Origin of the sequence: Paeniglutamicibacter terrestris, assembly GCF_012271785.1 — a bacterium.
GTDB classification, from domain to species: Bacteria; Actinomycetota; Actinomycetes; order Actinomycetales; family Micrococcaceae; genus Paeniglutamicibacter; species Paeniglutamicibacter terrestris.
This window is the reverse complement of record NZ_JAAWVT010000012.1, coordinates 65,110-88,197: the sequence shown is the minus strand read 5'-3', so window position 1 is coordinate 88,197 and position 23,088 is coordinate 65,110. Positions and strand designations below refer to the sequence as shown.

21 protein-coding genes and 1 pseudogene are annotated in these 23,088 nt (G+C 63.4%); 16 read left to right on the top strand and 6 right to left on the bottom strand.

All coding sequences use genetic code 11. The annotated features are described in order from the left end of the window. Positions 1 to 24: 24 nt before the first annotated feature. Both HED64_RS17955 and arsB read right to left on the bottom strand, forming a co-directional pair. The gene (locus tag HED64_RS17955; protein WP_168153329.1) at positions 25 to 438 is read right to left on the bottom strand and encodes an arsenate reductase ArsC; all 414 of its coding nucleotides are present in this window, start codon (positions 436 to 438) and stop codon (positions 25 to 27) included. Between the two features lie 11 nt (positions 439 to 449). After that, positions 450 to 1,526, bottom strand: a complete 1,077-nt coding sequence (gene arsB, locus HED64_RS17950; protein ID WP_168153328.1) for an ACR3 family arsenite efflux transporter — start codon at positions 1,524 to 1,526, stop codon at positions 450 to 452. 117 nt (positions 1,527 to 1,643) lie between these two features. Here arsB and HED64_RS17945 point away from each other — a divergent pair, with 117 nt between their 5' ends. The 4 genes from HED64_RS17945 to HED64_RS17930 all read left to right on the top strand — a co-directional run bounded on the left by HED64_RS17945 (position 1,644) and on the right by HED64_RS17930 (position 3,681). Continuing rightward, positions 1,644 to 2,030: an ArsR/SmtB family transcription factor gene (locus tag HED64_RS17945; protein ID WP_168153327.1), complete on the top strand. Its 387-nt coding sequence runs from the start codon at positions 1,644 to 1,646 to the stop codon at positions 2,028 to 2,030. Between the two features lie 2 nt (positions 2,031 to 2,032). After that, positions 2,033 to 2,467 (top strand): arsenate-mycothiol transferase ArsC, encoded by a 435-nt coding sequence (locus HED64_RS17940; protein WP_342590770.1) that lies wholly within the window; start codon positions 2,033 to 2,035, stop codon positions 2,465 to 2,467. A 57-nt stretch (positions 2,468 to 2,524) separates the two neighbouring features. Further along, on the top strand, positions 2,525 to 2,905 hold the full coding sequence (locus HED64_RS17935; RefSeq protein ID WP_168153326.1) for a DUF952 domain-containing protein: 381 nt from the start codon (positions 2,525 to 2,527) through the stop codon (positions 2,903 to 2,905). Positions 2,906 to 3,201: 296 nt separating this feature from the next. Then, the gene (locus HED64_RS17930; protein WP_168153325.1) at positions 3,202 to 3,681 is read left to right on the top strand and encodes an anthrone oxygenase family protein; all 480 of its coding nucleotides are present in this window, start codon (positions 3,202 to 3,204) and stop codon (positions 3,679 to 3,681) included. 29 nt (positions 3,682 to 3,710) lie between these two features. Here HED64_RS17930 and HED64_RS17925 read toward each other — a convergent pair whose 3' ends face one another. From HED64_RS17925 to HED64_RS17915, 3 genes are all read right to left on the bottom strand, one after another. Beyond that, positions 3,711 to 5,150 carry a GntT/GntP/DsdX family permease gene (locus HED64_RS17925; protein WP_425351814.1) on the bottom strand — a complete coding sequence of 480 codons (1,440 nt, stop codon included), beginning with the start codon at positions 5,148 to 5,150 and terminating at the stop codon, positions 3,711 to 3,713. Next, positions 5,147 to 5,704 carry a gluconokinase gene (locus HED64_RS17920; RefSeq protein WP_132361453.1) on the bottom strand — a complete coding sequence of 186 codons (558 nt, stop codon included), beginning with the start codon at positions 5,702 to 5,704 and terminating at the stop codon, positions 5,147 to 5,149. Before HED64_RS17920 ends, HED64_RS17925 begins: the two co-directional genes overlap by 4 nt. Before the next feature lie 221 nt (positions 5,705 to 5,925). After that, positions 5,926 to 7,167: a heparan-alpha-glucosaminide N-acetyltransferase domain-containing protein gene (locus tag HED64_RS17915; RefSeq protein WP_168153324.1), complete on the bottom strand. Its 1,242-nt coding sequence runs from the start codon at positions 7,165 to 7,167 to the stop codon at positions 5,926 to 5,928. A 64-nt stretch (positions 7,168 to 7,231) separates the two neighbouring features. Between HED64_RS17915 and dapA the strand changes: the two genes are divergently transcribed. The 10 genes and pseudogenes from dapA to HED64_RS17865 all read left to right on the top strand — a co-directional run bounded on the left by dapA (position 7,232) and on the right by HED64_RS17865 (position 18,189). Then, complete coding sequence (gene dapA, locus HED64_RS17910) at positions 7,232 to 8,149, top strand: 4-hydroxy-tetrahydrodipicolinate synthase (RefSeq protein ID WP_168153323.1); 918 nt, start codon at positions 7,232 to 7,234, stop codon at positions 8,147 to 8,149. A 15-nt stretch (positions 8,150 to 8,164) separates the two neighbouring features. Then, on the top strand, positions 8,165 to 9,868 hold the full coding sequence (locus HED64_RS17905) for a ribonuclease J (RefSeq protein ID WP_132361447.1): 1,704 nt from the start codon (positions 8,165 to 8,167) through the stop codon (positions 9,866 to 9,868). A gap of 214 nt (positions 9,869 to 10,082) precedes the next feature. Further along, positions 10,083 to 10,544, top strand: coding sequence for a hypothetical protein (locus tag HED64_RS17900; RefSeq protein WP_168153322.1), 462 nt, complete (start codon positions 10,083 to 10,085; stop codon positions 10,542 to 10,544). 391 nt (positions 10,545 to 10,935) lie between these two features. Beyond that, positions 10,936 to 11,958 (top strand): ABC transporter substrate-binding protein, encoded by a 1,023-nt coding sequence (locus tag HED64_RS17895; protein ID WP_168153321.1) that lies wholly within the window; start codon positions 10,936 to 10,938, stop codon positions 11,956 to 11,958. Continuing rightward, positions 11,955 to 12,878: a histidine racemase CntK family protein gene (locus HED64_RS17890; protein WP_210149943.1), complete on the top strand. Its 924-nt coding sequence runs from the start codon at positions 11,955 to 11,957 to the stop codon at positions 12,876 to 12,878. Before HED64_RS17895 ends, HED64_RS17890 begins: the two co-directional genes overlap by 4 nt. Then, positions 12,871 to 13,695 carry an SAM-dependent methyltransferase gene (locus tag HED64_RS17885; protein ID WP_210149941.1) on the top strand — a complete coding sequence of 275 codons (825 nt, stop codon included), beginning with the start codon at positions 12,871 to 12,873 and terminating at the stop codon, positions 13,693 to 13,695. Before HED64_RS17890 ends, HED64_RS17885 begins: the two co-directional genes overlap by 8 nt. 3 nt (positions 13,696 to 13,698) lie before the next feature. Beyond that, positions 13,699 to 15,011 (top strand): annotated as a pseudogene (locus HED64_RS17880) (opine metallophore biosynthesis dehydrogenase). Then, positions 15,008 to 16,243: an MFS transporter gene (locus tag HED64_RS17875; protein WP_168153320.1), complete on the top strand. Its 1,236-nt coding sequence runs from the start codon at positions 15,008 to 15,010 to the stop codon at positions 16,241 to 16,243. The pseudogene HED64_RS17880 and the gene HED64_RS17875 overlap by 4 nt, the downstream one beginning before the upstream one ends. A gap of 7 nt (positions 16,244 to 16,250) precedes the next feature. After that, entirely contained in the window at positions 16,251 to 17,381 is a 1,131-nt protein-coding gene (locus HED64_RS17870) for a FecCD family ABC transporter permease (protein ID WP_245326081.1), read from the top strand. Positions 17,382 to 17,409: 28 nt separating this feature from the next. Continuing rightward, positions 17,410 to 18,189: an ABC transporter ATP-binding protein gene (locus HED64_RS17865; protein ID WP_168153319.1), complete on the top strand. Its 780-nt coding sequence runs from the start codon at positions 17,410 to 17,412 to the stop codon at positions 18,187 to 18,189. A 289-nt stretch (positions 18,190 to 18,478) separates the two neighbouring features. Here HED64_RS17865 and HED64_RS17860 read toward each other — a convergent pair whose 3' ends face one another. Then, on the bottom strand, positions 18,479 to 19,366 hold the full coding sequence (locus tag HED64_RS17860) for a helix-turn-helix domain-containing protein (protein WP_168153318.1): 888 nt from the start codon (positions 19,364 to 19,366) through the stop codon (positions 18,479 to 18,481). A 233-nt stretch (positions 19,367 to 19,599) separates the two neighbouring features. Here HED64_RS17860 and HED64_RS17855 point away from each other — a divergent pair, with 233 nt between their 5' ends. Both HED64_RS17855 and HED64_RS17850 read left to right on the top strand, forming a co-directional pair. Then, positions 19,600 to 19,968: a hypothetical protein gene (locus HED64_RS17855; RefSeq protein ID WP_168153317.1), complete on the top strand. Its 369-nt coding sequence runs from the start codon at positions 19,600 to 19,602 to the stop codon at positions 19,966 to 19,968. A 222-nt stretch (positions 19,969 to 20,190) separates the two neighbouring features. After that, positions 20,191 to 23,079, top strand: a complete 2,889-nt coding sequence (locus HED64_RS17850; RefSeq protein ID WP_168153316.1) for an FtsK/SpoIIIE family DNA translocase — start codon at positions 20,191 to 20,193, stop codon at positions 23,077 to 23,079. Positions 23,080 to 23,088 lie beyond the last annotated feature (9 nt).

Below are 23,088 nucleotides of genomic sequence, written 5' to 3'. Positions count from 1 at the left end.
GGAGGATGAAGCGAGGTGTTGGTATTAGACGGTGGCCGGGAACAGCTCGGAGATCAGGGTCTCGATGCGACGACGGATCTCATCGCGGATCGGACGTACCGACTCCACGCCTTGTCCTGCCGGGTCATCGAGCTGCCAGTCTTCGTAGCGCTTGCCCGGGAAGATCGGGCAGGTGTCTCCGCAGCCCATGGTGATGACCACGTCGGATTCCTTGACCGCTTCAACCGTGAGGAACTTGGGTGTCTCGGCCGACATATCGATGCCGACTTCCTTCATCGCTTCTAATGCGGCAGGGTTCACGCTATCCGCCGGGGCGGAGCCTGCGGAGCGGACCTCAACCTGTCCGGCGGAGAGATTGGTGAGGAATGCTGCTGCCATTTGGGAGCGTCCGGCGTTGTGGACACAGACGAACAGGACGGAGGGCTTGGAAGTGCTCATACGCTGACCTTCTAGGTGGTGTGAGTGGTGAAGAATTTGCGGGACCAGAGGGCAACATAGACCAGGGCAACAAGAACCGGGACCTCGATCAGCGGGCCCACGACTCCTGCCAATGCCTGGCCGCTGGTGACCCCGAAGGTCGCGATGGCTACCGCAATGGCCAATTCAAAGTTGTTGCCAGCGGCGGTGAAGGCCAGAGTGGTGGTGCGTTCGTATCCCATGCCCAGTGAGCGTCCAATAAGCATGGATGCCCCGAAAACCACCGCGAAGTAGACCAGCAGCGGCAGTGCGATGCGCACAACGTCCAGCGGCTTGGAAATGATGGTATTGCCCTGGAGGGCAAAGAGAATCACGATGGTGAAGAGTAGGCCGTAGAGGGCCCAAGGGCCGATCTTGGGCAGGAACGTGCCCTCGTACCATGTCCGTCCCTTGGCCTTTTCGCCCAGGGTGCGGGTGAGGAATCCTGCGACCAGGGGGATGCCTAGGAATACCAGCACCGATAGCGTGATGGCCCAGATGGAGAATTCGGCGCTGGTGGTCGGTAGTCCCAGCCAGGTAGGCAGAACCTGAAGATAGAACCAGCCCAGCACGCCGAAGGCGAAGACCTGGAAGACGGAGTTGATGGCTACCAAGACTGCTGCCGCTTCCCGATCACCGCAGGCGAGGTCATTCCAGATCAGGACCATCGCGATACAGCGGGCCAAACCGACGATAATCAGCCCGGTGCGGTATTCGGGGAGGTCCGGTAGGAAGAGCCATGCGAGGACAAACATGAAGGCCGGTGCCAGCACCCAGTTGATCACCAGCGAAGTGATCATGAGCTTCTTATCACCAATAACGCGCGAAGTTTCGCTGTAACGAACCTTGGCGAGAACCGGATACATCATCACGAGCAACCCGAGCGCGATGGGAAGTGAAACACCTGCCACCTTGATCGATTCAAGGGCATGGCCCAACCCGGGAATGATCCGACCAAGGCCCAGTCCCAGGGCCATGGCGGCCAAGATCCATACGGGAAGGTACCGATCAAGCGTCGATAACTTGGCGGTAATGTGCCCCGCGTCGTTGGGTGCAGCGGTAGATGTCATGAGAACTTTTACTCCGAAAAACTAGATATCGACGAACATCGATGTTTCGAGTATGGTTGCATATATCGACGATTGTCAATCTCTTGTCGACGGTGCAAAGGAAGCGAGGGCAATTTCATGCCGACACAAGGTGCCACACAAATTCGGGCGACCGGGCTCGAGCTTTCCGTGCGCGAAACGGAACCGGCCTGCTGTGTTCCGGCTCAGGGAAAGGAAACCCTGCTTGCCACCGAGGCCGAGGCGCTTGCCCTACGTTTTAAGGCCCTGGCTGATCCCAACCGACTGCGTATTCTTTCCATCGTCTCTTCCAGTGAAAACGCCGAGACCTGTGTCTGCGATCTCGCCGAGCCGCTCAACCTTGGTCAGCCCACCGTCTCTCACCATCTGAAGATCATGGTCGAGGCAGGACTGCTCAACCGTGAAAAGCGTGGCGTCTGGGCCTACTACTCCCTAGTGCCCGGAGCCTTGGGTTCCTTGGCTGCCACCCTGATCCCGAAGGACTAATCGTGAAGTGTTCATCAACAGCTGCGCCATCTCCTTCGGTTCTTTTTGTCTGTGTGAAGAACGGCGGAAAATCTCAGATGGCCGCCGGGTTGATGAAACTCGAAGCTGGCCAGGACATCACCGTGACCTCGGCGGGCACCAAACCCGGGAATGCCGTCAACGCCCTGTCCGCAGAGGTTTTGGCTGATCTGGGTGTTGATATCAGTGCCGAAGTACCCAAGCTCTTGACTGAGGAAAATATGCGTGCGGCCGGGCTGGTAGTGGTTCTGGGCTCCGAAGCGAAGGTACCGCCGGTGGACGGCGTGAGGATCGAAGTGTGGGAAACCGACGAACCTAGTGCCCGCGGCATCGAGGGGCGCGAACGTATGGAACTAGTCCGCGACGACATTCACGCCCGGGTCAGAGACCTCAAAAAGCGTCTGCTGGCCTCTGCCTAAATCCCCAACTGCGCGAGGCTACGCCTGACCCTTTGGCCACGTACCTATGCTGGGTCCATGACAACGATCCTGCACCTGACCGAACTCGGGATCTGGAAAGAAGCCCAAGCCTCCGGCGTGTATCGGCAATCAACCCGCGGCGCCACGGTGGCCGAGGTGGGTTTCATTCCCTGCTCGGAACCGCATCAACTTGCGCGCGTGGCCTCGTACATCTATGCCGACTACCCGGGTGATCTGGTTGTCCTTCAGTTCGATGAGACAGCGATCTCCATGGCTGGCGTACAGATCCGATACGAAGATGGCGGCGACGGCGAGAACTTCCCGCACCTCTATTCCGAGCTGCTGACGACATGGGTTCGCGACACCTTTGGGGCAACGATGGACAGAGCGCGGCTTCGCTGTCCCGGCCTCGACGAGGCCAGCGCACGTACCTCATAAACATCCCGCGTTCCGTGTCCCGGTCTCGGCTGTACCGTCCGGCTACATTCGTCGTTGGCTCACTATTTGATCGATGGAAACGTACCGGCCAGAATAGGGTCACTCAGGGCGGAGACGATGGGTTGCCGCTGAATCGCCGCCGATAAAACGACACCCACTCAAGGAGAACTCCCCATGGAATCTCGCTGGCCAGCGGTTCAAAGTCTTGTTGAACGACAGCAGCAGGATGTCATGACCACATCACGATTCTTGGCACTATCCGCGACGAGCGACCAAATCTCTGGAGGTTCACGGCCATGAACGATGTCTCGCTCATTACCCTGACCATCATCACCGCAGCCTGCACGGCAATCGCCGGGGGAGTGTACTTTTCCTTCGCGGCACTCGTGCTGCCAGCACTAGAGAAGATACCGTCTCGAGAAGCTGTGACAGCGATGCGGTGGATTAATGTAGCAGCCGTCCGATGGCCCTTCATGAGCATCTTCTTTGGTTCCATGCTCACCTCCGTGGTCTTGGTGGGTATGGAAATGGCCGCCGGGAACTGGGTCCCGGCGGCCATGGCTCGCATTGTTGGTTCTGTTTTGGGAATTGCTGCATTTGGCATCACCGTGGTTGGCAACGTGCCGTTGAATAATCAGCTGGCCAGCGACCGTGGAAGCGAGACTGCTGCCGATACCTGGACATCATTTGCCGTGCCGTGGGGCCGGCTTAATCACGCCCGGTGGATCTGCGCGGTGGTTTCAGCCGCGGTGCTGAGCTTCTCCCTAGTGATCTAGGGAGAAGCTCAGCACCGCGTCACACGTGGCTAGACGAAGATCGAAAGCAACAGCACCATGCCCAGGCCCACCACGGAAATCAGTGTTTCCATCATGGACCAGGTCTTGATGGTCTGCCAGACGGTCATACCGAAGTACTCCTTGACCAACCAGAATCCTGCATCATTCACGTGCGAGAAGAACACCGAACCCGCACCGACGGACAAGACCACCAGTGCCAACTGAGCCGGGGGAAGTCCCGCGGCTAGCGGAGCGACGATACCGGCAGCCGTCACCGTGGCAACGGTGGCAGAACCCGTGGCGACACGGATCAGCACGGCAATAATCCAGCCCATGATCAAGGCCGAGAGGCTCAGTGCCACGGCAATCTTGCCAATGGCCACGCTGGTGCCGCCATCAACTAGCACCTGCTTGAATCCGCCGCCGGCTCCCACGATCAGCATCACTCCCACGACGGGAAGCAGGCTGTCACCAATCTTCTTGCTCAGCGCCGAAGCGGTGAATCCTACGGCCGTACCGAAGGTAATCATCGCCAGCAAGACGGCAAGCAGCAGGGCGATGACCGGGTCACCGATGATGTTCAGGACCTTGAAGGCCATGGTGTCGGGATTGATCCACATGTTGGCAGCGGAGTGCAGCAACATCAGGAACACCGGGGACAGAACCGTGGCCAGCGTCCAGCCGAAGGACGGAGTGCGCTTGGCCTCGGCGCCGGTCACCGAGGCATCGGTCTTGGCAGATCCCTCGGTGAGGAAGGCGAGTCCCGCACCGGCCGGTCCGATGGGCACCCACCGAGCAGCCAGACGAGCAAAGAGTGGACCACAAATGATCACCGTGGGAATGGCAACGATCAGACCGAGCGCCAGGGTGACACCGAGATCGGCATTCAAGATGCCCACCGCGGCGACCGGGCCCGGGTGCGGGGGAACAAAACCGTGCAGGACTGAGAGTCCGGCGAGCGCGGGGATGGCCAATTGCATGGCCGGAAGCTTGGTGCGTTGGACGGCCAGCATGACCACCGGCACCAAAAGAACCAGACCCACCTCGAAGAACATCGGAATACCAATGATGGCGGCTATCAGTGCCATCTTCCACGGCAGGGAGGCCTTGGAGCCGCGCAAGAGCGTATCAACAATCTTGTCGGCTCCACCGGAGTCACCCAGCAGCTTGCCCAACATGGCGCCCAGGGCAATCAAGACACCAACGTGGCCCAATACTCCGCCCACGCCTGTTTCATAGGACTTGGTCAGATCACCGAGGGGAATTCCAGAGCCAACACCCACCACGAGGGCGGCGATGGTCAGGGCCAAGAAGGCATGCATTTTGGCCCAGACAATCAGCACCACCACTACGGCGATGCCGAAGAGGGCAACCAGCAACACCTGAGTGTCGTGGGCGGCCCACGGTTCATTCATGGCGTCGGTGGCCGAGGCGGCCAAGACTGAAACGCCGGTGCTCAGCATGCTCATGGCTTATCCGTTCGGTGCAGATTGCGTAGCTGCAGCTCATCAATGATGTTCCGCGCAATTTCTTGGGGAGCCGGGCCAATGCCTACCGTGAAGCTGGGCTCATCCGCGGCCGGCTCCTCGAGGTCCGCAAACTGGCTCTTGAGCAGAGCCGGAGGCATGAAGTGCCCCTGCCTGGCGGCCAAGCGTTCGGCGATTTCCTCGTAGCTGCCCTCGAGGTAAACGAAGGTGACGCCGGAGCCTCGACGATTGAGAATATCGCGGTAGGAACGCTTGAGTGAGGAACAGGTGATGACACCGGATCGTGAGGCATCAAGCTGCTCGTCAATCCAGTCGGCAACCTTGTTGAGCCACGGCCAACGGTCTTCATCATTCAAGGGGTGACCCTCGTGCATCTTGGCGACATTTTCCGCCGGATGCAGTCCGTCACCCTCTTCGTATTCCCAGCCCAGACGACCGGCCAGCAATGCTGCGACCGTCGTTTTACCGCAACCGGAAACGCCCATGAGAACCAAGACCTGAGGTTCGGGGGCAGTCGTTGTGTTAACTTCGTTCATAGGCCAATAGTGGCACTCGATCAGGCGGCTGTCAGGTTGGCTTCGCACGTCCGAATGCTGTGAATCCTGCGGCCCGTGATGTCCCAGCTTTTTCTCAGTGAGGTGGCATACGGCATGCTGCTCGCACCACGGTAGCCAGTGGGCACCGCAACCCGGGGCGAGAGACAAAAGCTGGTGGTGCGAAATTCCGCGGAAAAACTGCCCTCACGGGTACTACTGAGTCAGGCGCTGCGGGCCAGGGTCCGGGACACCGAATGCACCAATGCTTCTAGTGGGGCACGTTTACCTAGGAATCCAAAGACCAATCCGGCCAACAGGCAACCGATGGCATACGTGATAAATAGCATGGTCCGCGGCAGTGGCGCCGAGGCATCGCTGAACAAATCCAGCGCCACTAGGTGTGCCGCATAGAGCGTGAGCGTCGCGGCTCCGGCACCGGTCAGTGGCCACAGGATCATCTCGCCCACCGAGCCGAACAACGCATGCAGCGCCATACACACCAATTGGGCCGCGCCCAGTACCGCCAGCGCGCAGCCGGTGACATGTAAAACATCGAGCGGTGCGCCCGAATGCGGGGCGGAGATGGCCAGGAACCAGATGCTCTGTGGTGCCTCGCCCAGCCGCTGACCGGTCACTAGCGACACCGCGAGTTGAGTCGAATCGAGACCCGTGGCCTGGCGTAGCGAGGAGAGCGCCCCGGGCATGGCCAGGAGCCAGGCCGAGAGTAATTTGGAGCCCACCGCGAGGAGAGCTCCGAGAACGGCGATGGCCAGGGCCACCGGCGGTCGGCCCAGGGCCAATCGGCCCACACATAATCCAGCCAGCAGGAAACCGAACCACACCAGCACAGGGTAATAGCCGGTGACAAAAATATCGGCCAGGAACACCAACGGCGTCCCGAAATCTTCGGGTAACGGCGAAGCCCCCAAGCGCGAGGGATCAAGGACTTGTTGTAGCCAGGGGCGCAGCAAATACAGGGCGCCGGGGGAGAGGATCAGCCAGCCGGCGGCCCAACACCCCAGCGCCACCGCACGTAGGCGCAGGAAGGCGATCGCCCCAAAAAACATGATGGCGTAGTGCACCAGAATGACCGCCACGTTGGTATCCAGCATGCCAAGGCCCAACCCGAAACCACAGATCAATACCGCCCGGATTACTACCTGACGTCGCACCCCGGCCAGCTTGGGTGCCGCGATGGAACCACTGCCGCCGGAGAGCAGGGCCAGGCCCACTCCTGCCAGCAGGACAAAAAGTGCCGAGGCGCGACCGGCAAATAAGGTTCCCGCCCACGTGGCACTGGGAACCGAAGAACTTGAGAGGACCGCCAGGGGCATGATGTGCACGGCGATCATCCCCAGCAGCGCCAGTCCGCGGGCGGCATCCACGCCGGCGATGCGCGATCCTTTTCCGGTCGCTGCGCTGGTTTTGCCCGCGGTGGCACCGGAAGTGGAGAAATGCGTCATGTTTACAGCCTAAACGTCCGCTTCGAATCCTTGCTTCGAGTCTGCAAAGTGTAACGTTGGAGTCATGGCTGAAACTGCGCTGCACACCCCTGGCAAGAATTACACCTTCGGAACCGTCCTCACCGCAATGGTGACGCCTTTCAAGGACAACGGGGACGTTGACTACGAAGCGGCCGCCAAACTGGCGACCAAGCTTGTTGACGACGGTTGCGACGGATTGGTTGTCACCGGCACCACCGGTGAAACCTCGACGCTTCGCGATGAGGAAAACGTCGAAATGTTCGCCACGGTGGTCAAGGCCGTCGGGCACCGGGCTAAGGTCCTGGCCGGTTCCACCACCAATGACACGGCACATTCGATCAGGCTTTCGCTTGCGGCGAAGGAAGCCGGGGTCCACGGCATCTTGGTGACCGCACCGTACTACAACAAGCCTTCCCAGGCCGGCGTCATCGCCCACGTCGAGGCCATCGTCGCGGCAACGCAGCTGCCGGTGATGCTTTATGACATCCCGGGACGCGCGGGCATTGCCATGGCTCCGGAGACCATCATCGAGCTGGCGAAGAACCCGCTGGTCGTGGCGTTGAAGGACGCGAAGGCCGACTACCAGTCCACCACTACGGTGCTGGCCCATACCGACCTGGACGTGTACTCCGGGGATGACGGATTGACCCTGCCGCTGATGGCAGCAGGCGCCGTGGGCGTCGTATCGGTCACCGCACACATCGCCGCCGCTAAGTACCGCATCCTTGTTGACGCCATGCTGGCCGGAGATCTGGCCACCGCACGCGCCACCCACTTTGAGCTGGATCCGATCCAGCGTGCCGTGATGAGCCACGTACAGGGCGCCGTTGCTGCAAAACACATTCTTAACTGGCAGGGAGTCCTGCCGAACACCGTGGTCCGGCTGCCGCTTGTGGCACCGTCGGAAACGGAACTCGAAACCATCCGCACCGATTTGCGTGAGGGCGGATGGGAGATCTAGAAAGGTAAGTAATTCATGACCGATTCCTCTTCTGTGGGCACCGATGTGCTCCACAACCTTCCGCCCAAGCTGAAGCCTGGCACCCTGCGCATCGTGCCGCTCGGTGGCCTCGGCGAGGTTGGACGGAACATGGCCGTCTTCGAAATTGACGGCAAACTGCTGATCGTCGACTGTGGTGTGCTCTTCCCCGAGGAGCACCAGCCGGGCGTGGACTTGATCCTGCCCGATTTCAGCTACATCAAGGACCGTCTGGACGATGTGGTGGGCCTGGTGCTCACCCACGGCCACGAGGACCACATTGGTGCCGTACCGTACCTGTTGCGCCTGCGTGGAGATATCCCGCTGATCGGCTCACGCCTGACGCTCGCCCTGATCTCCGCCAAGCTGGAAGAGCACCGCATTCGTCCGGTACTCAAGCAGGTTGTCGAGGGTGACGTGGAAACCTTCGGTCCGTTTGAGACCGAGTTCGTGGCTGTAAACCACTCGATCCCCGACGCCCTGGCCGTCTTCATCCGCACCGATGCCGGCAACGTCCTGCACACCGGTGACTTCAAGATGGACCAGCTTCCTCTTGATGGTCGCATCACCGACCTGCGCCACTTCGCCCGCCTCGCGGACGAGGGTGTGGATCTGTTTATGCCCGACTCCACCAACGCCGAGGTTCCCGGTTTCACCACCGCGGAACGCGACATTGGACCGGTCCTCGAATCGCTCTTCGGTCGTGCACGCAAGCGCATCATCGTTGCCTCGTTCTCCTCGCACATGCACCGCGTGCAGCAGGTTATCGACGCCGCACAGGTTCACGGTCGTAAGGTGGCCTTCATTGGCCGCTCGATGGTCCGCAACATGACCATCGCCGAAAAGCTTGGTTACCTGCACGTGCCCGCCGGCATTCTGGTGGACATGAAAAACGTTGACAAGCTGCCGGATAACAAGGTTGTGCTGATGTCCACCGGTTCGCAGGGCGAGCCGATGGCAGCACTGTCCCGCATGGCCACCGGAGATCACCGCATTCAGGTGGGCCCGGGCGATACCGTCATCCTGGCTTCCTCGCTGATTCCGGGCAACGAGAACTCGGTCTTCCGCGTGATCAATGGTCTGATGCGCCTGGGTGCAGATGTCATCCACAAGGGCATGGCCAAGATTCACGTCTCGGGCCACGCCTCGGCCGGCGAGCTGTTGTACTGCTACAACATCCTGCAGCCGCTGAACGTCATGCCGGTTCACGGCGAGACCCGCCACCTGATTGCCAACGGCCGCCTGGCCGCGCAGTCCGGTGTCCCGGCCGAAAACGTTCTCCTCACCGAGGACGGCTCGGTTGTTGACCTGCGCGACGGTGTGGCCAAGCTGGTTGGCCAGGTTGACTGCGGTTACGTTTACGTTGATGGCTCCAAGGTTGGCACCATCACCGACGAAGACCTCAAGGACCGCGTCACGCTGGCCGAAGAGGGCTTCATCTCGGTGATCTCCGTGATCAACCGCCAGAGCGGCAAGCTGATCTCCGGACCGGACATCCACGCACGTGGTGTGGCCGAGGATGACAAGGTCTTTGACGAGATCAAGCCGAAGATCGCCGAAGCCATCGAGGAAGCTGTGCGCAACAACCCGACGCACACCACCTACCAGCTGCAGCAGGTAGTTCGCCGCATCATGGGCTCGTGGGTGTCGCGCAAGCTGCGCCGCAAGCCGATGATCGTTCCGGTCGTGCTCGAAGCCTAAGCTTTGATCGAACGCTGAAAGACCTCGCACTCTTAGGAGTGCGGGGTCTTTTGCTGTGCCGGGAAAGTCGGCCGCCGGATTTGGCCCTCTCAGGGGCGAGGGTTTTCAGCGGGTCATTTCGCCGCGACAAATTAGTGAATAGAGATTCTGAGCAGCGATAACGTAGCGTTGAGGGTCCACCAGAGATCACGAAACGACGTTGGAGGATGTGCTCGTGAAGAATTCACGCATCACGCTTCTGGGCGCGGCATGCCTTTTACTGGCGCTTACCGGATGTGCTCCGACACCGGCTGGTGACCAGCCTTCAGCGGATGATGTCACGGCGCAAGATCCGCGCATCAAGGTGCTGATGGATGATTTGCAGGCCTCCACGGAGTCCGAGGTGGGCGCCCGGTTAGCGACCGCCGGCGGCGGCATCTCTCAGATGCCGAACGCGATGAGTTTCTCAGATCTTTCGGGGAAGGGTCCGTTCACCATCTACTTCACCTGCCAGGTCCCGCAAGGCGCTGTGACCCTGACTCTCGATTCCACGACAGAAACCGCGGTCAACTGCGATGAGGGGACCAAAAAGATCACCGGAGTCCAGCAAATTGCGCTCACTGGAGGTCTGAACATCGAAGTGACCGGAGAAGCGGAAGCGGGCGTGTGGGCCCTGGTTGCCAAGGGCCGGGCCTAGTTTAGAGTTGCCCCTCAAAGAAGCTGTGCGCAACAACCCGAGGTGCGTGACTTGGCAGCTGAGCCGCAAGCCGATGATTGTTCCGGTTGTGCGCGAAGCCTAATCTTTGCTTGATCGCTCAAAGACCCCTGAATCGTATCGCCCGGTTCAGGGGTCCTTTTTTGTGCCCTGGGGGTCTCTTCGGAAGTCCACGACCTGATGAAGAGGATCCGCGCTCGGCGGGCGCGTTATCTCGGCAACCGCAGCTGACCTGCGGGAATCTCGGAGCAGGGTCTCGTCTTCGTATTGACAAATGATAATGATTCTCATTAGTGTTTACGAGGTGCTGGCCAGATGAGCCCCCGGCGACCGAACGTCGCAGCCTTGGCCCCAATAAACGGAGAAGTCATCGATGAAAAAAATCAATCCCTGGATGGTTGTCATGCCCGCCGTCGTCTTGGCGGTGGCGACTGCTTGCGGTGCCCCTGCCAGCTCCGTATCCAGCGCAGCAAAAGACGCGGCAATCGGTCCGATCAACCTGGACAGCTGCGGTCGGGAGGTTATCTTTGACGCGCCACCGCAGCGGGTGCTCGCGGTCGGATCGGAGGCACCGGCGCTGCTGGTAGCCGCCGGAGCCGGCGACAAGTTGACGCACTACGCGGGCAGCCTAGAGGTACCCTTCGACGCCGCGACGAAAACCGTGGTCGAAGGGGCCGAACGGATTACCGAAGACTCGCATGACGTCTCCTACGAGATGATCATCGGTTCGGGAGCCGACGTAGTGATCGGCACCGACATCGCGGCGGGAGTTGACCTCGATTCGCTCACGGATCGACTCAAGCAGGCCGGGGTGCAGATGCTGACGGTGAGTGGTTACTGCGCCGGTTTCGAGGATCGCTCCACCGGCGGTTTGAGCGGCTTCGAGCAGATCTACCGCGACGTTGAGTCCTACGGCCGGCTGTTCGGGACCCAGCAGGTGGCAGCCGAAGCCGTCCAAGACATGCGAGAGCGCGTCGCGGCGGCCGCGCAGCGCATTGACGAAGGAGCGGGGGAGCGCGCGCTCTCCCTGTACGTTCCGACCGCCGGCACCCTGGGGTCCTATGGGCACGAGTCGCTGGTCTCGGAACAGATGTCACTGCTGGGCTTGGAGAACGTTTTCAGCGATGTGCCTAAGCGCTACTTCGAACCTTCCACGGAGGAACTTGTCGCCAGCGCTGCCGACAAGGTCTTCGCGATGTACCTGCCCACCGGATCCTCGGCCTTGGAAACCGACCAGGACGTGCTCGACGTGCTTCGCGAGAGGCCAGAGCTTGATGGACTTCAGGCCGTCAACGACGACGCGTCCGTGGTGCCGCTGAACTACTACTACTCCTCGCCCGGCCCGCTGGCCGTTGACGGGGTCGAGCTGCTGGCCGAACGGTTGGCCACTCCATGATCCAGACGGGACCACTGCGCTGGTCCGCGCACACTGCCGGGGACCGGCGCTCCCACGAGGCGCCGGCACGGAGTCGGCCGGGCCACGCCATGTCCCGGGGTGCCACCGAGGTCGACTTCGTCAAGCTGAGCCCCACCCGCAACACCACCCTGCTGGTCACCAGCAGACACCCGGCGCGGAACTACCGCGTTATCGCCGAGAAGCTGCTGCGCGCTGAGCATGTGCACGCCGAACAGGTCGGGTTCATCCTGCCGGCGCACTCGCCCGACGCGCAGGTGCGCCTGCACATGGCGGGGGACGAGTTCTGCGCGAATGCCACCATGGCGCTGGCCGCGCTCCACGCCGCGACGCAGGGCCTTCGCGGCCCCGTCGCGCTCCGGCTGGAGGCCTCGGGTGCCGAGGGTCCGCTCGAATGTCGAGTCGAAAGCCAGGACGCCGGCTACCGCTGCGAGCTGGCCAATCCGCTGCCGCTACGGATCGATCCCTACCCGTTCCCCGGGGCCACCGTAGGTGCCGCCATGGTGCGCTATGCCGATGCAGTGCATCTGGTCATCGAGTGCTCCGGGTCCGATGCGGTGCTTCGCAAGCGCGCCGAGCAGGTGGCCGCGCAACTGGGGATTAGCGAAGGCGTATCCGTGATTGGGGTGATGCTCTATAACTCGGTGAGTGGCGAGCTGGCTCCACTGATCAACGTCCCCGCATTGGGCAGCCTGGTGTGGGAGGGAAGCTGCGGCTCGGGAACAGCCGCGCTCGGCGCCTACCTGGCCGCCAAAGCCCAGGTACCGGTGAGCACCGCGGTGCGGCAACCCGGCGGCACCATGCACGTTCACGCGGACTACGGCTGCGGAAAAGTAACCGAGCTGCGGGTCACCGGACAGGTTGCCATCGTCGCCGAGGGGACGGCATACATCCATGACTGAATCGATTATCGACACCGCAACGGGACTGACGGATCTGCTGCGGACCTACCTGCGCCGCTTTACCTCGGCCGCCAACGCGTACGACGGTTCGATTCGGCACGCCGGCGCGCTCGAAGAGCTGCTGGCCGACTACTCGCGCTTTGTCACCAACCCGGGCAACGAGGCTTCCTTTAGGCTTTTCGCCGCGGCCGCCGAAACGGGCGAGGTGGTGGAGCAGCTGCGCACACAGTCGGCGCGCTGTGTTGCGGTCATTGAGAAGTACCGCGCGCTGCGGCTGCTGGAGGGCACGGCGGGAGCTCAGGGCTACTTCGCCAACATTGAATCCTGCATCACCGAGGAATTCGGGGCCGTGGCACCAAGAAAGGATTCCAAGGTGCTGCTCGTCGGCTCCGGGTCCTTCCCGATGACGCTGCTGAACGTCGCCGCGCTCACCGGCGCTTCCACCCTCGGGATCCACATTGATGCCGAGTCGATAGACCTCGGGCGCCGGGTTGTGGCCCAGCTGGGCGAAGGCCTAGACATCGCGCTGGATGGGCGCTCGATTCACGAGCTGGATTTCATCGCCGAAGCTACGCACATCGTGATCAGCTCCACGGTGAGCGTGAAATACGAGTTGTTGCACCAGATGCACGGCCTCACCCGCGAGGACGTTGTGGTGGCCATGCGCTTTGGGGACGGGCTGAAATCGCTGTTCAACTACCCGATGCAGGAGGTCGACCCCGCGCTCTGGCGCCTGGCAGAGACCATCCGCCGGCCCGAGCAAGTATTCGATATCGCGCTGTACGTGAAGCAGCGCCCTAGCAGAAAAGACGTTTAGCAGATGGACGAATTGGGAAACATCCTCATCGCCGGGACCGGCCCGGTGGCGGTGCAAAGCGCCGTGCTGCTCGGGCGGCTGCCCGGGGCACTGGGCATCGCGGGGCGCGAGTCCGAGCGTTCCGCGGTCTTCTTCGCCGCGCTGGAATCCACGGCGGGTACCGTCCGGGCCGAGGTGCAGAACGCCAGCCATGCCGCGCTGGCGGGTCAGTGCCGGATCGAGCAGCGGTTCCGCGGATATGGATCCGTGGCCGGGAGATGGGACACGCTGGTGCTCACGGTCACCGCGGATGCCTACCTCCCGGTGCTGCGCCAGCTGGCGAGCGAGGTGCTGACCGTATTCCAGCGCATCGTGCTGCTCTCACCCACCCTGGGCTCCGGGGCCCTGGTGCGCGAGTACGCCAGAGCGCAGGGCGCGGATCCGGAGGTCATCAGCTTTTCCAGCTACCTGGGCGATACCCGCTGGGCGCAGGGCACCCCGGGCGCCTCGGTGCTGACGGCCGGTGCCAAGGCCCGCATCTACGCCGGATCCAGCCGCGGCTCTTCGCCCGCGCTTGAACAGCTGCGCGCGGTACACGACGCGGTGGGCACAGAGCTTCAAATCCTCGGCCTACCGGTGGAGGCCGAGGCGCGGAACCTCTCGCTGTATGTGCATCCGGCGCTATTCATGAACGAGGTCACGCTGCGCGCCGTGTTCGCCGCGGCGCCGCCCGCGCCGTACGTCTACAAGCTCTACCCCGAGGGACCTATCACCCCGTCCATGATCCACACCCTGGTGCAGCAATGGCGGGAGCTTTCGGCCATTCTCACCGCGCTGGGCGGGAAAGGCGTTAACCTGCTGGCCTTCATGCTCCACGACGGCTACCCGGTGCACCCGCAGAGCATCGACCCGGCGCACGTGGCAGCATTCGAGCAACTGCCGGCCATCCACCAGGAGTACCTGATCTACGTGCGCTACGCCTCGCTACTGGTGGACCCGTTCTCCGAACCAAGCGCGGACGGGAGATACTTCGACTTCTCGGCCATCCCATCCGCCCGATCTTCCGCAACGACGCAGGCCACTGGGACGTGCCAAGGATGCCAAAGGAAGACTACTACCGCACCAAGATCATCCAGGGTCTCGCCCGGCACCTGGCGGTTCCCTGCCCAACAATCGATGACCTCCTGGACGCCTACGAGAGCGCGCTCACGCAGGCGGCACAGGCACTGGGCGATCAGCCGCGCTCGGCGGCCTTTAGTGTGCAGGACTTCGCAGAAGACCTGGGCATGATCCGCTCCGGGATCGGGATCGGGATCGGGAGCGGGAGCGCGGCATGAACACCACCGAACCGGACACCACCGAAAAGCTCATCAGCGAACGAAAGATCATCGCCGAAATCTGGCCGGCGCTGCTGGCCTCGGCCGTGGGGCTGCTGCCCTTCACCGTGCTGAGCACCTTCCTGATACCGATCGCCGACTGGGCCGGGGCCGGCGTTGCGGAGGTCGGCTCCCTGCGTGGGCTGGCCGGCGTGGGCGCGGTACTCACCGGCGTCGCGCTGGCCCCGCTGATTGGGCGCATCGCCCCGGGCCGCGTGGCCGCCGCCGCCCTGGTACGGCTGGGGGCCGCCGCGGCGCTGGGGACCTTCTCCGGACTCGGTGCGCTGGCGGCCTTTTGCCTAGTCACCGGGGTGTCCAACGCGCTGCTGTACCCGGCGCTGTCCACCGCCGCCGCCGACCGGTTCGGGGCCACTCCCGCCGCGGGCCGTGCCGCCACCCTGGTCATGACCGCCCAGACCCTGGCCTCCATGGTGGGCGCGCCGCTGCTGGTGCTGCCCGCACTGTGGTGGGGCTGGCGGGGCAATCTCATCGCGATCGCCGTGGTCGCCCTCGCTTTGGTGCCTGCCCTGCTGCGCTACGGCCGCGCACATCCCGGCGCGGATGCGCCGGCCCCGCGGCTGGGCTACCTGGCCGCCTTCCGCACGCTGGCGGCCATTCCCGGGGCGCGGGCCCTGCTGCTGGTCTCCTTCGGGCGGGCCGGCGCGCTGATGGGGCACCTGGCCTTCCTCGCCCCGTTGTATGCGGAGAAGTTCCAGCTGAGCACCGGCTGGTTCGCCTTCGTCTGGTCCCTGAGCGGAGGCTCCTTCTTCCTCGGGCACCTGCTCGCCGGGCGGATGCTGAACGCGCAGGACTCCGAGGTTCGCACCCGGGCCGTGATGGCCATCGCCCTGGGCACCGGCCTGCTGGCGCTGCTCGGGGTGTACCTTTCCCCGGTGCTGCCGTTGGCGATGCTGGGCACCGCGGTGCTCTCGGCCAGCCATGCGGTGGTTTCCGCGGCGGTGATGACCCTGCTGGTGCGCCGCTGCGGGCAGGTGCGCGGCACCGCGCTAAGCCTGAATGCCGCCGGCATGTCCCTGGGATTGTTCCTGGGCGCGGGGGCCGCCGGGGTGGCACTGGGAGTTGCGGGCTACCTGGCCGCGGCAGCGGTGCTTGGCGGATTCACCCTGCTGGCCCTTTTTGCCGCGCTCACCCTGCGCACCAGCACCGATCACCACTCCACAAGCAACCGATGAAGAGGCCATGATGACCCAGCTGGACCCCGCACTCCGCGAACCGCGCAGCGCACCACCACCACCGAGTGCGCCGCTGGTTTTCTCCGGCGATGATCTGGAGCACGATCGGCGCACCCGGCACACCGCATTGTGGATCGCCGCTCTGCTGGCCGCGCTGCTGATCACCCTGCCGGTGGCCGTGGGCCTCGGGCCGGTGGCCATCGAAGCGGGCACGGTGCTCCAGATCCTGCGCGGGCACCTGTTTGGCGGCGAGTCGATGGGCAACTGGACCAACTCCGAGGAATCGATCGTGCTGCTGCTGCGGGTACCCCGGGTGCTGTTGGGCGCCGCCGTTGGTGCCGGGCTGGCGCTGGCCGGGGTGGCATTGCAGGCCCTGACGCGCAACATCCTGGCCGAACCCTACTTACTGGGGGTGACCTCCGGGGCCTCAACCCTGTCGGCGGCCTCGATCCTCTTCGGGGCCTCGACTGGCATCGGCTCGGCCTCACTGGCCGGCAGCGCCTTTGCCGGTGCGCTGGCCGCCGGGATCGCTGTTTTCCTGCTCGCTCGAGTCGGATCGCAGATGACCTCCACCCGGCTGGTGCTCGCCGGGGTATCGGTGGGCTACGTGCTGCACGCGCTCACCTCGCTGCTGATCTTCGCCTCCGATGATCCGAATGCGGGCCGCTCGGTGCTCTTCTGGACGCTCGGCTCGCTGACCCAGGCCACCGGCCAGTCCGCGCTGATCACCTGGGCGGTGGTGCTGGGCACCATCGCGCTGTTGTTGCTCTGGTCCCGCCCGCTGGATGCGCTGGCCATCGGCGACAGCACAGCCCAGACGCTAGGGATCTCCCCGGCGAAGCTGCGCGCGGCGGTGATGGTGGTGACAGCGCTCTGCGTGGGCGCGCTCGTCGCGGCCTCCGGCGGCATCGGATTTGTCGGGCTGATCATCCCGCACATCGCCCGGCTGTGCGTGGGCTCCACCCACCGCAAGCTGCTGCCGGTGGCGGCGTTGCTCGGCGCGATCTTCCTGGTCTGGGCCGACGTGCTCGCCCGGACGGCACTGGCCCCGCAGGAACTGCCACTAGGCATCGTCACCGCCCTGCTCGGCGCCCCGCTGCTCTTCGTGCTGGTACGCAAATTAAACCCGACCCAATGAGAATTAATCGCCCCAGGAGGCCCACAACATGATCACAGCCACCGATGTATCCGTCGGCTACGGCGGCAAGCTGGTAGTGAAATCCGCATCCCTGCACGCCGGGCCGGGGGAGGTCATCGGGCTCATCGGCCCGAACGGCAGCGGCAAGTCGACCTTCTTACGCACCCTGTATGCGGCCCTGCGCCCGCGGGCCGGACTGGTCACCCTCGACGAGCAGCCGATCGCGGCACTGCGCGGGACCGAACTGGCCCGGCGGGTTGCAGTTGTCGCCCAGGAAACGCCCACCGATCTGCCGGTGAGCGTCGCGGACATGGTGCTGCTCGGCCGCGCCCCGCACCGCAAGGCGCTGGCCGCCTTCACCCGTGAGGATCACCAGGCGGTGGCCGCTGCGCTTAGCCGAGTCGGCGCTCGGGAGCTGGCCGACCGCCGCTACTCCACACTCTCGGGAGGGGAGAAGCAGCGCGTGCTGGTGGCCCGCACGCTGGCCCAGCAAGCGGACCACCTGCTGCTCGATGAACCAACCAACCACCTGGACATCCGCTACCAGCACGAGCTGCTGCGCATGGTCGGGCAGCTCGGGGTCACCACCGTGGTGGTGCTGCACGACCTGAACCTGGCCGCCCGCTACTGCACCGAGCTGGTAATGCTCGAAGACGGCCGGGTGGTGGCGAGCGGAACGCCCGAGGAGGTGCTGACCCCAGAGATGCTGCTGCGGGTATATGGGATCCACGTCGAACCGGTTTCCGTGAGCGGCACCCTGCAGCTGGTCTTCAGCATGGCCGATGAGCCGGCTGTGCCGACGCCTTGATGGCCGGGCGCCGGCCCGCAGAAGCAGCCTGTCCTCCACCAGGCACTAAGTCGGTCCGAGTATCTGCGGATCTTGAAAACGCAAAAAATTGACCGATTTTTAAATGACGGAATTTTGATTGCCGGGTGTTGCGCTGAGAGATCGGCAGCAATTTTCAGCAGCTGTATGCGCGGGACGTCGGAAGGAGCGTGAACCGCGGATCAGTGTCCTCAAGGGGAAGGCTGGATGGGTTCCGTTGGCAGATGGTTCATGGACTCGATCGGTGCCTTGCCGAGGCTGCAGGCCTAACTTAGGACGCCGCCGCCGCTCCGAGTTGCACCGTCAGCTCCATGCAGCGCAGACGAGCCGGGGAGAAGTCGTAGGGCATGCTCCGGATGATCTCCGCCGCGCTCCTCGCGCGGGAGCCTTCTACGGGATCGGGCGCCGGGTCAGCGTCCTCGGGTGGGTGCAACTCGTCCCAAGCGTCGAAGAGAGCATCGTCCTGCTCCAACTGACCGGACTCCGCGATGACGCGCATCAGCTCGGTCTCGAAGGCATGCCGCTCGACCGCCAGTTCCGCAACTCGGGGGTCATCAACGGCGACCTTGTTATCCAGGGCTTCCTCGGCGGCGTCGAGGCGGTCGGACTCCGCCCGCAGTGCAGGATGGAGCGCCAACGCGAGGAAGCGGCCGGCCTGGACAGCAGCGCCGAGGGGACCGAAGATCCGCTCGGTGACCAACAGGGTATCTAGGTCGTCCTGGCGCAGCGAGCCCTCGGGTACGGCCTCGAGGCGGTCGGAGACGAGATCGTCGAGCAGCCCCAGTCGGCTGCCGAGGGACCGCATCCGCTGCACCGAGGCGCGCTTGTGCTGCAGCTCGGCCTCCTGCGCGGCGAGGGTGTCCTCCAGCCGCGCGAGGATGTCTGCGATCTCGTCCTCACCGTCGGCGCCGCTCGGTGCGGCGCCTTCGAAGGCGTCGCGGATGTCGTCGAGGGCGATCCCGGCGTCGGCCATGCGGCGGATCCAAAGCAGCCGGATGATCTCCGCGTAGCCGTACCGGCGGCGGCCGTCGCCGCCCCGCTCCCGCTCGGGGAGCAGGCCGACCTGGTGGTAGTGGCGGATCGTCCGCGGAGTGACGCCGACGAATGCCGCGGCGTCGCCGATCAGGACCTCTCGGGGCGGGGTCGGGAACGGGTGCATGGCAAACCTTTCGGATTGGGGCGGTATGTGCTTCCAGCAGACCACATGACGCTACGGCAGGTGCAACGGCCAACGGCCAACGGGACATTGGCATCGAGTATCGCTTGCCACGTCCCCTCGCATATTTCTAGCCTGGGCCCCTTTGCTGTACCGACCGCTGCAACGAACCTGACACACAACGCATAGACCTAGCAAGATGCGTTCCTTCCATCGATAGTAGGTGGATGACTTCAATGCGTAGAACGGTTTCTCCAGTGATTTTGTACGAATCGTGGAGCGAGGATCCCGATGATGACGAGTACCTCTGCGAAAGGAATTTTTCGAAGGCCCCGTTTGGCGCGGAGGAAACCACCTGGGCCGCCGTTTACGAGCTCACCGTCAAAGAGATATTCCTGGGCGCCTTCTCCGAAGAGATCGGGAACATCTTCTATGTCAGGGTCTGTTCCCCTGGTTTTGTAGATTCCGATCATCGGTTCAGAGGTAGGTGGAGAGCGGAGCTCGATGGCTTCAGCGAATGGTCGAATCTGCCGTACTTCGGCGACCTAGCTGCGGCCGTGGGACAGTTCCCTGCCTCCGATCTGGAGACATACCTGACCCAATAATCAGTCGCTACCGGGGCTGACCTGCTGCATCCGGCGGTGATCGGGGGCGCTCATCGTGGGGATCTGCCGCGGATCACGAAATGAGGTGCGCGTCAGAGGTAGTCGGGCAGCTCACAAACTGCCTCTCGTGCCTCTCATCTGCTCGTGCCGGTGCGTGTGAGGGTAGCCCGTGTATGCGTGTAAATTCAGCGGTTAGTCACCTGCGGGCGATACGCTAGAGCTATGGCCACCCGCACTCCCTCCAAGAAACCCAAGGCCTCGGGCCGCACCACGGGTTCCGGGGGCACCACCAAAACGACACGCACCACCAAGAACGCCGCAGCGGCGATTGAGCACGATTTCCCGCTGCCGGTGCGCATGGTGCGTTCGGCCTGGATGGGCATCGCGCGAGTCACCGCCGGAGCCTTCCGCAAGATCGGTGCCGACGTGCACCCACCCTATGAGGTCCGCCGCGACGGCACGGGCCTCTTCCTGGTGATCCTGGCCATCATCATCGCCTCGGTGGAATGGTGGGGGCTGCGTGGCATCGGTTGGTACGGCGGCTTTGTGCATTCGGTGGCCGCAGGAACCTTCGGATTTATGTCGGCACTGATGCCGCCGATCCTGCTGGTCGGTGCCATTCGACTCTTCCGCTGGCCAGAAGATGATCGAGCGAATAACCGGGTGGGCATCGGCCTGACCCTGCTCACGCTGGCCGGATCCGGCATCTCCCACGTGGCCGGGGGAGTACCGGGAATCTCTGCACCCTTTGACGAACTCTGGGGATCAGGCGGCGTGCTTGGCGCTCTACTCACTGTCCCGCTGGCGGCGCTGATCAGCGCACCAGCCACCATGGCCGTGATGATTTTCCTAGCCCTGTTGAGCCTGATGATCCTCACCGCCACCCCCTTTAGGCAGATCCCCGCGCGCTTCCGCAACGGGTATGAACGACTCATGGGCCAGCACCCGGAGGGCCACAGCGCACCGCGCGGCACCGAACTCACCGGGGAAGACCACGACCAGTCCTACCTCTACGAATCCGATGTCGAGCCCAAGAAGTCCCGCAAGAAGATACGACTCTTTGGCAAGGACAAGGATGCCGAGGCCCTCGCCGCGGCCGAAGCCGCAGCCGAATACGATCGCAGCGTCGCCTATGACACGGCCGTGATCACCGATGATTACGGCAACGTGCCGGTGAACGATGACGACGCTTACTACACGGATGCCGCGGCCGAGGAGGAGACCGAGCCGGCGATCCGCCCGGGCGTGCGCCGCCCCACCAAGGACGAGCGCGAACGCGCGGCCATCATGGACTCGGTGGGGCTGGGTCGCGAGCCCGAGGCCGATACCCAGGCCATGAGCGCCATCGACCTGAGCAACTACGATGGCGACACCACCTCGAGCATGTCGCAGGTTCCGGACCGCCCGGCGGCCGCACCGCTGCCGCCGATCCCGGCGCGTACCGAACAGCTCCAGCTCTCCGGTGACGTGACCTACACGCTGCCGGCCTCCGACCTCCTGCCCGCAGGCCCGCCCTCCAAGCAACGCTCCGAGGCCAACGATGCGGTCGTCGCCGCGCTGACCGACACGCTGGATCAGTTCAAGGTGGACGCGAAGGTCACCGGGTTCTCCCGTGGTCCAACGGTCACCCGTTATGAGATCGAGCTGGCCTCGGGCACCAAGGTCGAGCGCGTCACCGCCCTGTCCAAGAACATCTCCTACGCGGTGGCCTCCTCCGATGTGCGCATTCTGTCGCCGATCCCGGGCAAGAGCGCCATCGGTATCGAGATCCCGAATGCGGATAAGGAAATTGTGGTCCTGGGAGACGTGCTGCGTAGCCACAATGCCCGCAAGACCGAACACCCCATGGTCATGGGCGTGGGCAAGGACGTTGAGGGCGGTTTTGTTGTTGCCAACCTCGCCAAGATGCCTCACCTCTTGGTGGCAGGTGCCACCGGTGCCGGTAAATCATCGTTTGTGAACTCGATGATCACCTCCATCCTGATGCGTGCCACCCCAGATGAGGTGCGCATGGTCATGGTTGACCCCAAGCGTGTGGAGCTCACCGCCTACGAGGGCGTGCCGCACTTGATCACCCCGATCATCACCAACCCGAAGAAGGCCGCCGAGGCCCTGCAATGGGTGGTGCGTGAAATGGACACCCGCTACGACGACCTGGCCAACTTCGGTTTTAAACACATCGATGACTTCAACAAGGCCGTCAAGAACGGTAAGGCCGTCCCGCCCGAGGGCTCCAAGCGCATCATGAAGCCCTACCCGTACCTGTTAGTCATCGTTGATGAGCTCGCGGACCTGATGATGGTCGCCCCGCGTGACGTGGAAGACTCGATCGTGCGTATCACCCAACTGGCCCGTGCCGCGGGTATCCACCTGGTGCTCGCTACCCAGCGCCCGTCCGTTGACGTGGTGACCGGTCTGATCAAGGCCAACGTACCCTCACGCATGGCCTTTGCCACCTCCTCCGTCACCGACTCCCGCGTGGTCCTTGACCAGCCGGGCGCCGAGAAACTGTTGGGTCAGGGTGACGCGCTCTTCCTGCCCATGGGCACCTCCAAGCCCATGCGTGTCCAGGGTGCCTGGGTCACCGAGTCCGAGATTCATGCCGTGGTGGAACACGTCAAGGGTCAGCTGAAGGCCGAGTACCGTCACGACGTGGCCCCCGAGGTACAAAAGAAGCAGATTGATGATGACATCGGAGATGACCTGGAGCTGTTGCTGCAGGCCACCGAGCTGGTGGTGACCACGCAATTTGGTTCCACCTCGATGTTGCAGCGCAAGCTGCGCGTGGGCTTTGCGAAAGCCGGCCGGCTCATGGACCTGCTCGAATCTCGTGGCGTGGTGGGCCCTTCCGAGGGCTCGAAGGCTCGCGACGTGTTGGTCAAGCCCGATGATTTGCCCGAGGTCTTGGCGGCCATGCGCGGGGATGACACCTCCGCCGGTGCCCCGGCACCCACCGCCGTGGAGGCAGCGCTGGCGGATAACGCCAACGCCAATCACTACGGTGCCGATCTGGTGGCCGAGGACCTTGATGGTTTTGAACAGGCCACCGAATACCACGACGGTGCCGATGACGAGGGCTCGGAAGACGCCTGGAACCTTACCGGAAGGTAGCCTAGAGAC

Excerpts from the sequence above, each read along its gene's own strand:
- HED64_RS17870 (WP_245326081.1), top strand. The coding sequence starts at position 16,251 with ATGATGACCCAGCTGGACCCCGCACTCCGCGAACCGCGCAGCGCACCA.
- HED64_RS17895 (WP_168153321.1), top strand. The coding sequence starts at position 10,936 with ATGAAAAAAATCAATCCCTGGATGGTTGTCATGCCCGCCGTCGTCTTG.
- HED64_RS17850 (WP_168153316.1), top strand. The coding sequence starts at position 20,191 with ATGGCCACCCGCACTCCCTCCAAGAAACCCAAGGCCTCGGGCCGCACC.
- HED64_RS17955 (WP_168153329.1), bottom strand. The coding sequence starts at position 438 with ATGAGCACTTCCAAGCCCTCCGTCCTGTTCGTCTGTGTCCACAACGCC.
- HED64_RS17905 (WP_132361447.1), top strand. The coding sequence starts at position 8,165 with ATGACCGATTCCTCTTCTGTGGGCACCGATGTGCTCCACAACCTTCCG.
- HED64_RS17920 (WP_132361453.1), bottom strand. The coding sequence starts at position 5,704 with ATGAACGAAGTTAACACAACGACTGCCCCCGAACCTCAGGTCTTGGTT.
- arsB (WP_168153328.1), bottom strand. The coding sequence starts at position 1,526 with ATGACATCTACCGCTGCACCCAACGACGCGGGGCACATTACCGCCAAG.
- HED64_RS17885 (WP_210149941.1), top strand. The coding sequence starts at position 12,871 with ATGACTGAATCGATTATCGACACCGCAACGGGACTGACGGATCTGCTG.
- HED64_RS17865 (WP_168153319.1), top strand. The coding sequence starts at position 17,410 with ATGATCACAGCCACCGATGTATCCGTCGGCTACGGCGGCAAGCTGGTA.
- HED64_RS17890 (WP_210149943.1), top strand. The coding sequence starts at position 11,955 with ATGATCCAGACGGGACCACTGCGCTGGTCCGCGCACACTGCCGGGGAC.
- HED64_RS17875 (WP_168153320.1), top strand. The coding sequence starts at position 15,008 with ATGAACACCACCGAACCGGACACCACCGAAAAGCTCATCAGCGAACGA.
- HED64_RS17925 (WP_425351814.1), bottom strand. The coding sequence starts at position 5,150 with ATGAGCATGCTGAGCACCGGCGTTTCAGTCTTGGCCGCCTCGGCCACC.
- HED64_RS17915 (WP_168153324.1), bottom strand. The coding sequence starts at position 7,167 with ATGACGCATTTCTCCACTTCCGGTGCCACCGCGGGCAAAACCAGCGCA.
- dapA (WP_168153323.1), top strand. The coding sequence starts at position 7,232 with ATGGCTGAAACTGCGCTGCACACCCCTGGCAAGAATTACACCTTCGGA.
- HED64_RS17945 (WP_168153327.1), top strand. The coding sequence starts at position 1,644 with ATGCCGACACAAGGTGCCACACAAATTCGGGCGACCGGGCTCGAGCTT.
- HED64_RS17930 (WP_168153325.1), top strand. The coding sequence starts at position 3,202 with ATGAACGATGTCTCGCTCATTACCCTGACCATCATCACCGCAGCCTGC.
- HED64_RS17860 (WP_168153318.1), bottom strand. The coding sequence starts at position 19,366 with ATGCACCCGTTCCCGACCCCGCCCCGAGAGGTCCTGATCGGCGACGCC.
- HED64_RS17855 (WP_168153317.1), top strand. The coding sequence starts at position 19,600 with ATGCGTAGAACGGTTTCTCCAGTGATTTTGTACGAATCGTGGAGCGAG.
- HED64_RS17935 (WP_168153326.1), top strand. The coding sequence starts at position 2,525 with ATGACAACGATCCTGCACCTGACCGAACTCGGGATCTGGAAAGAAGCC.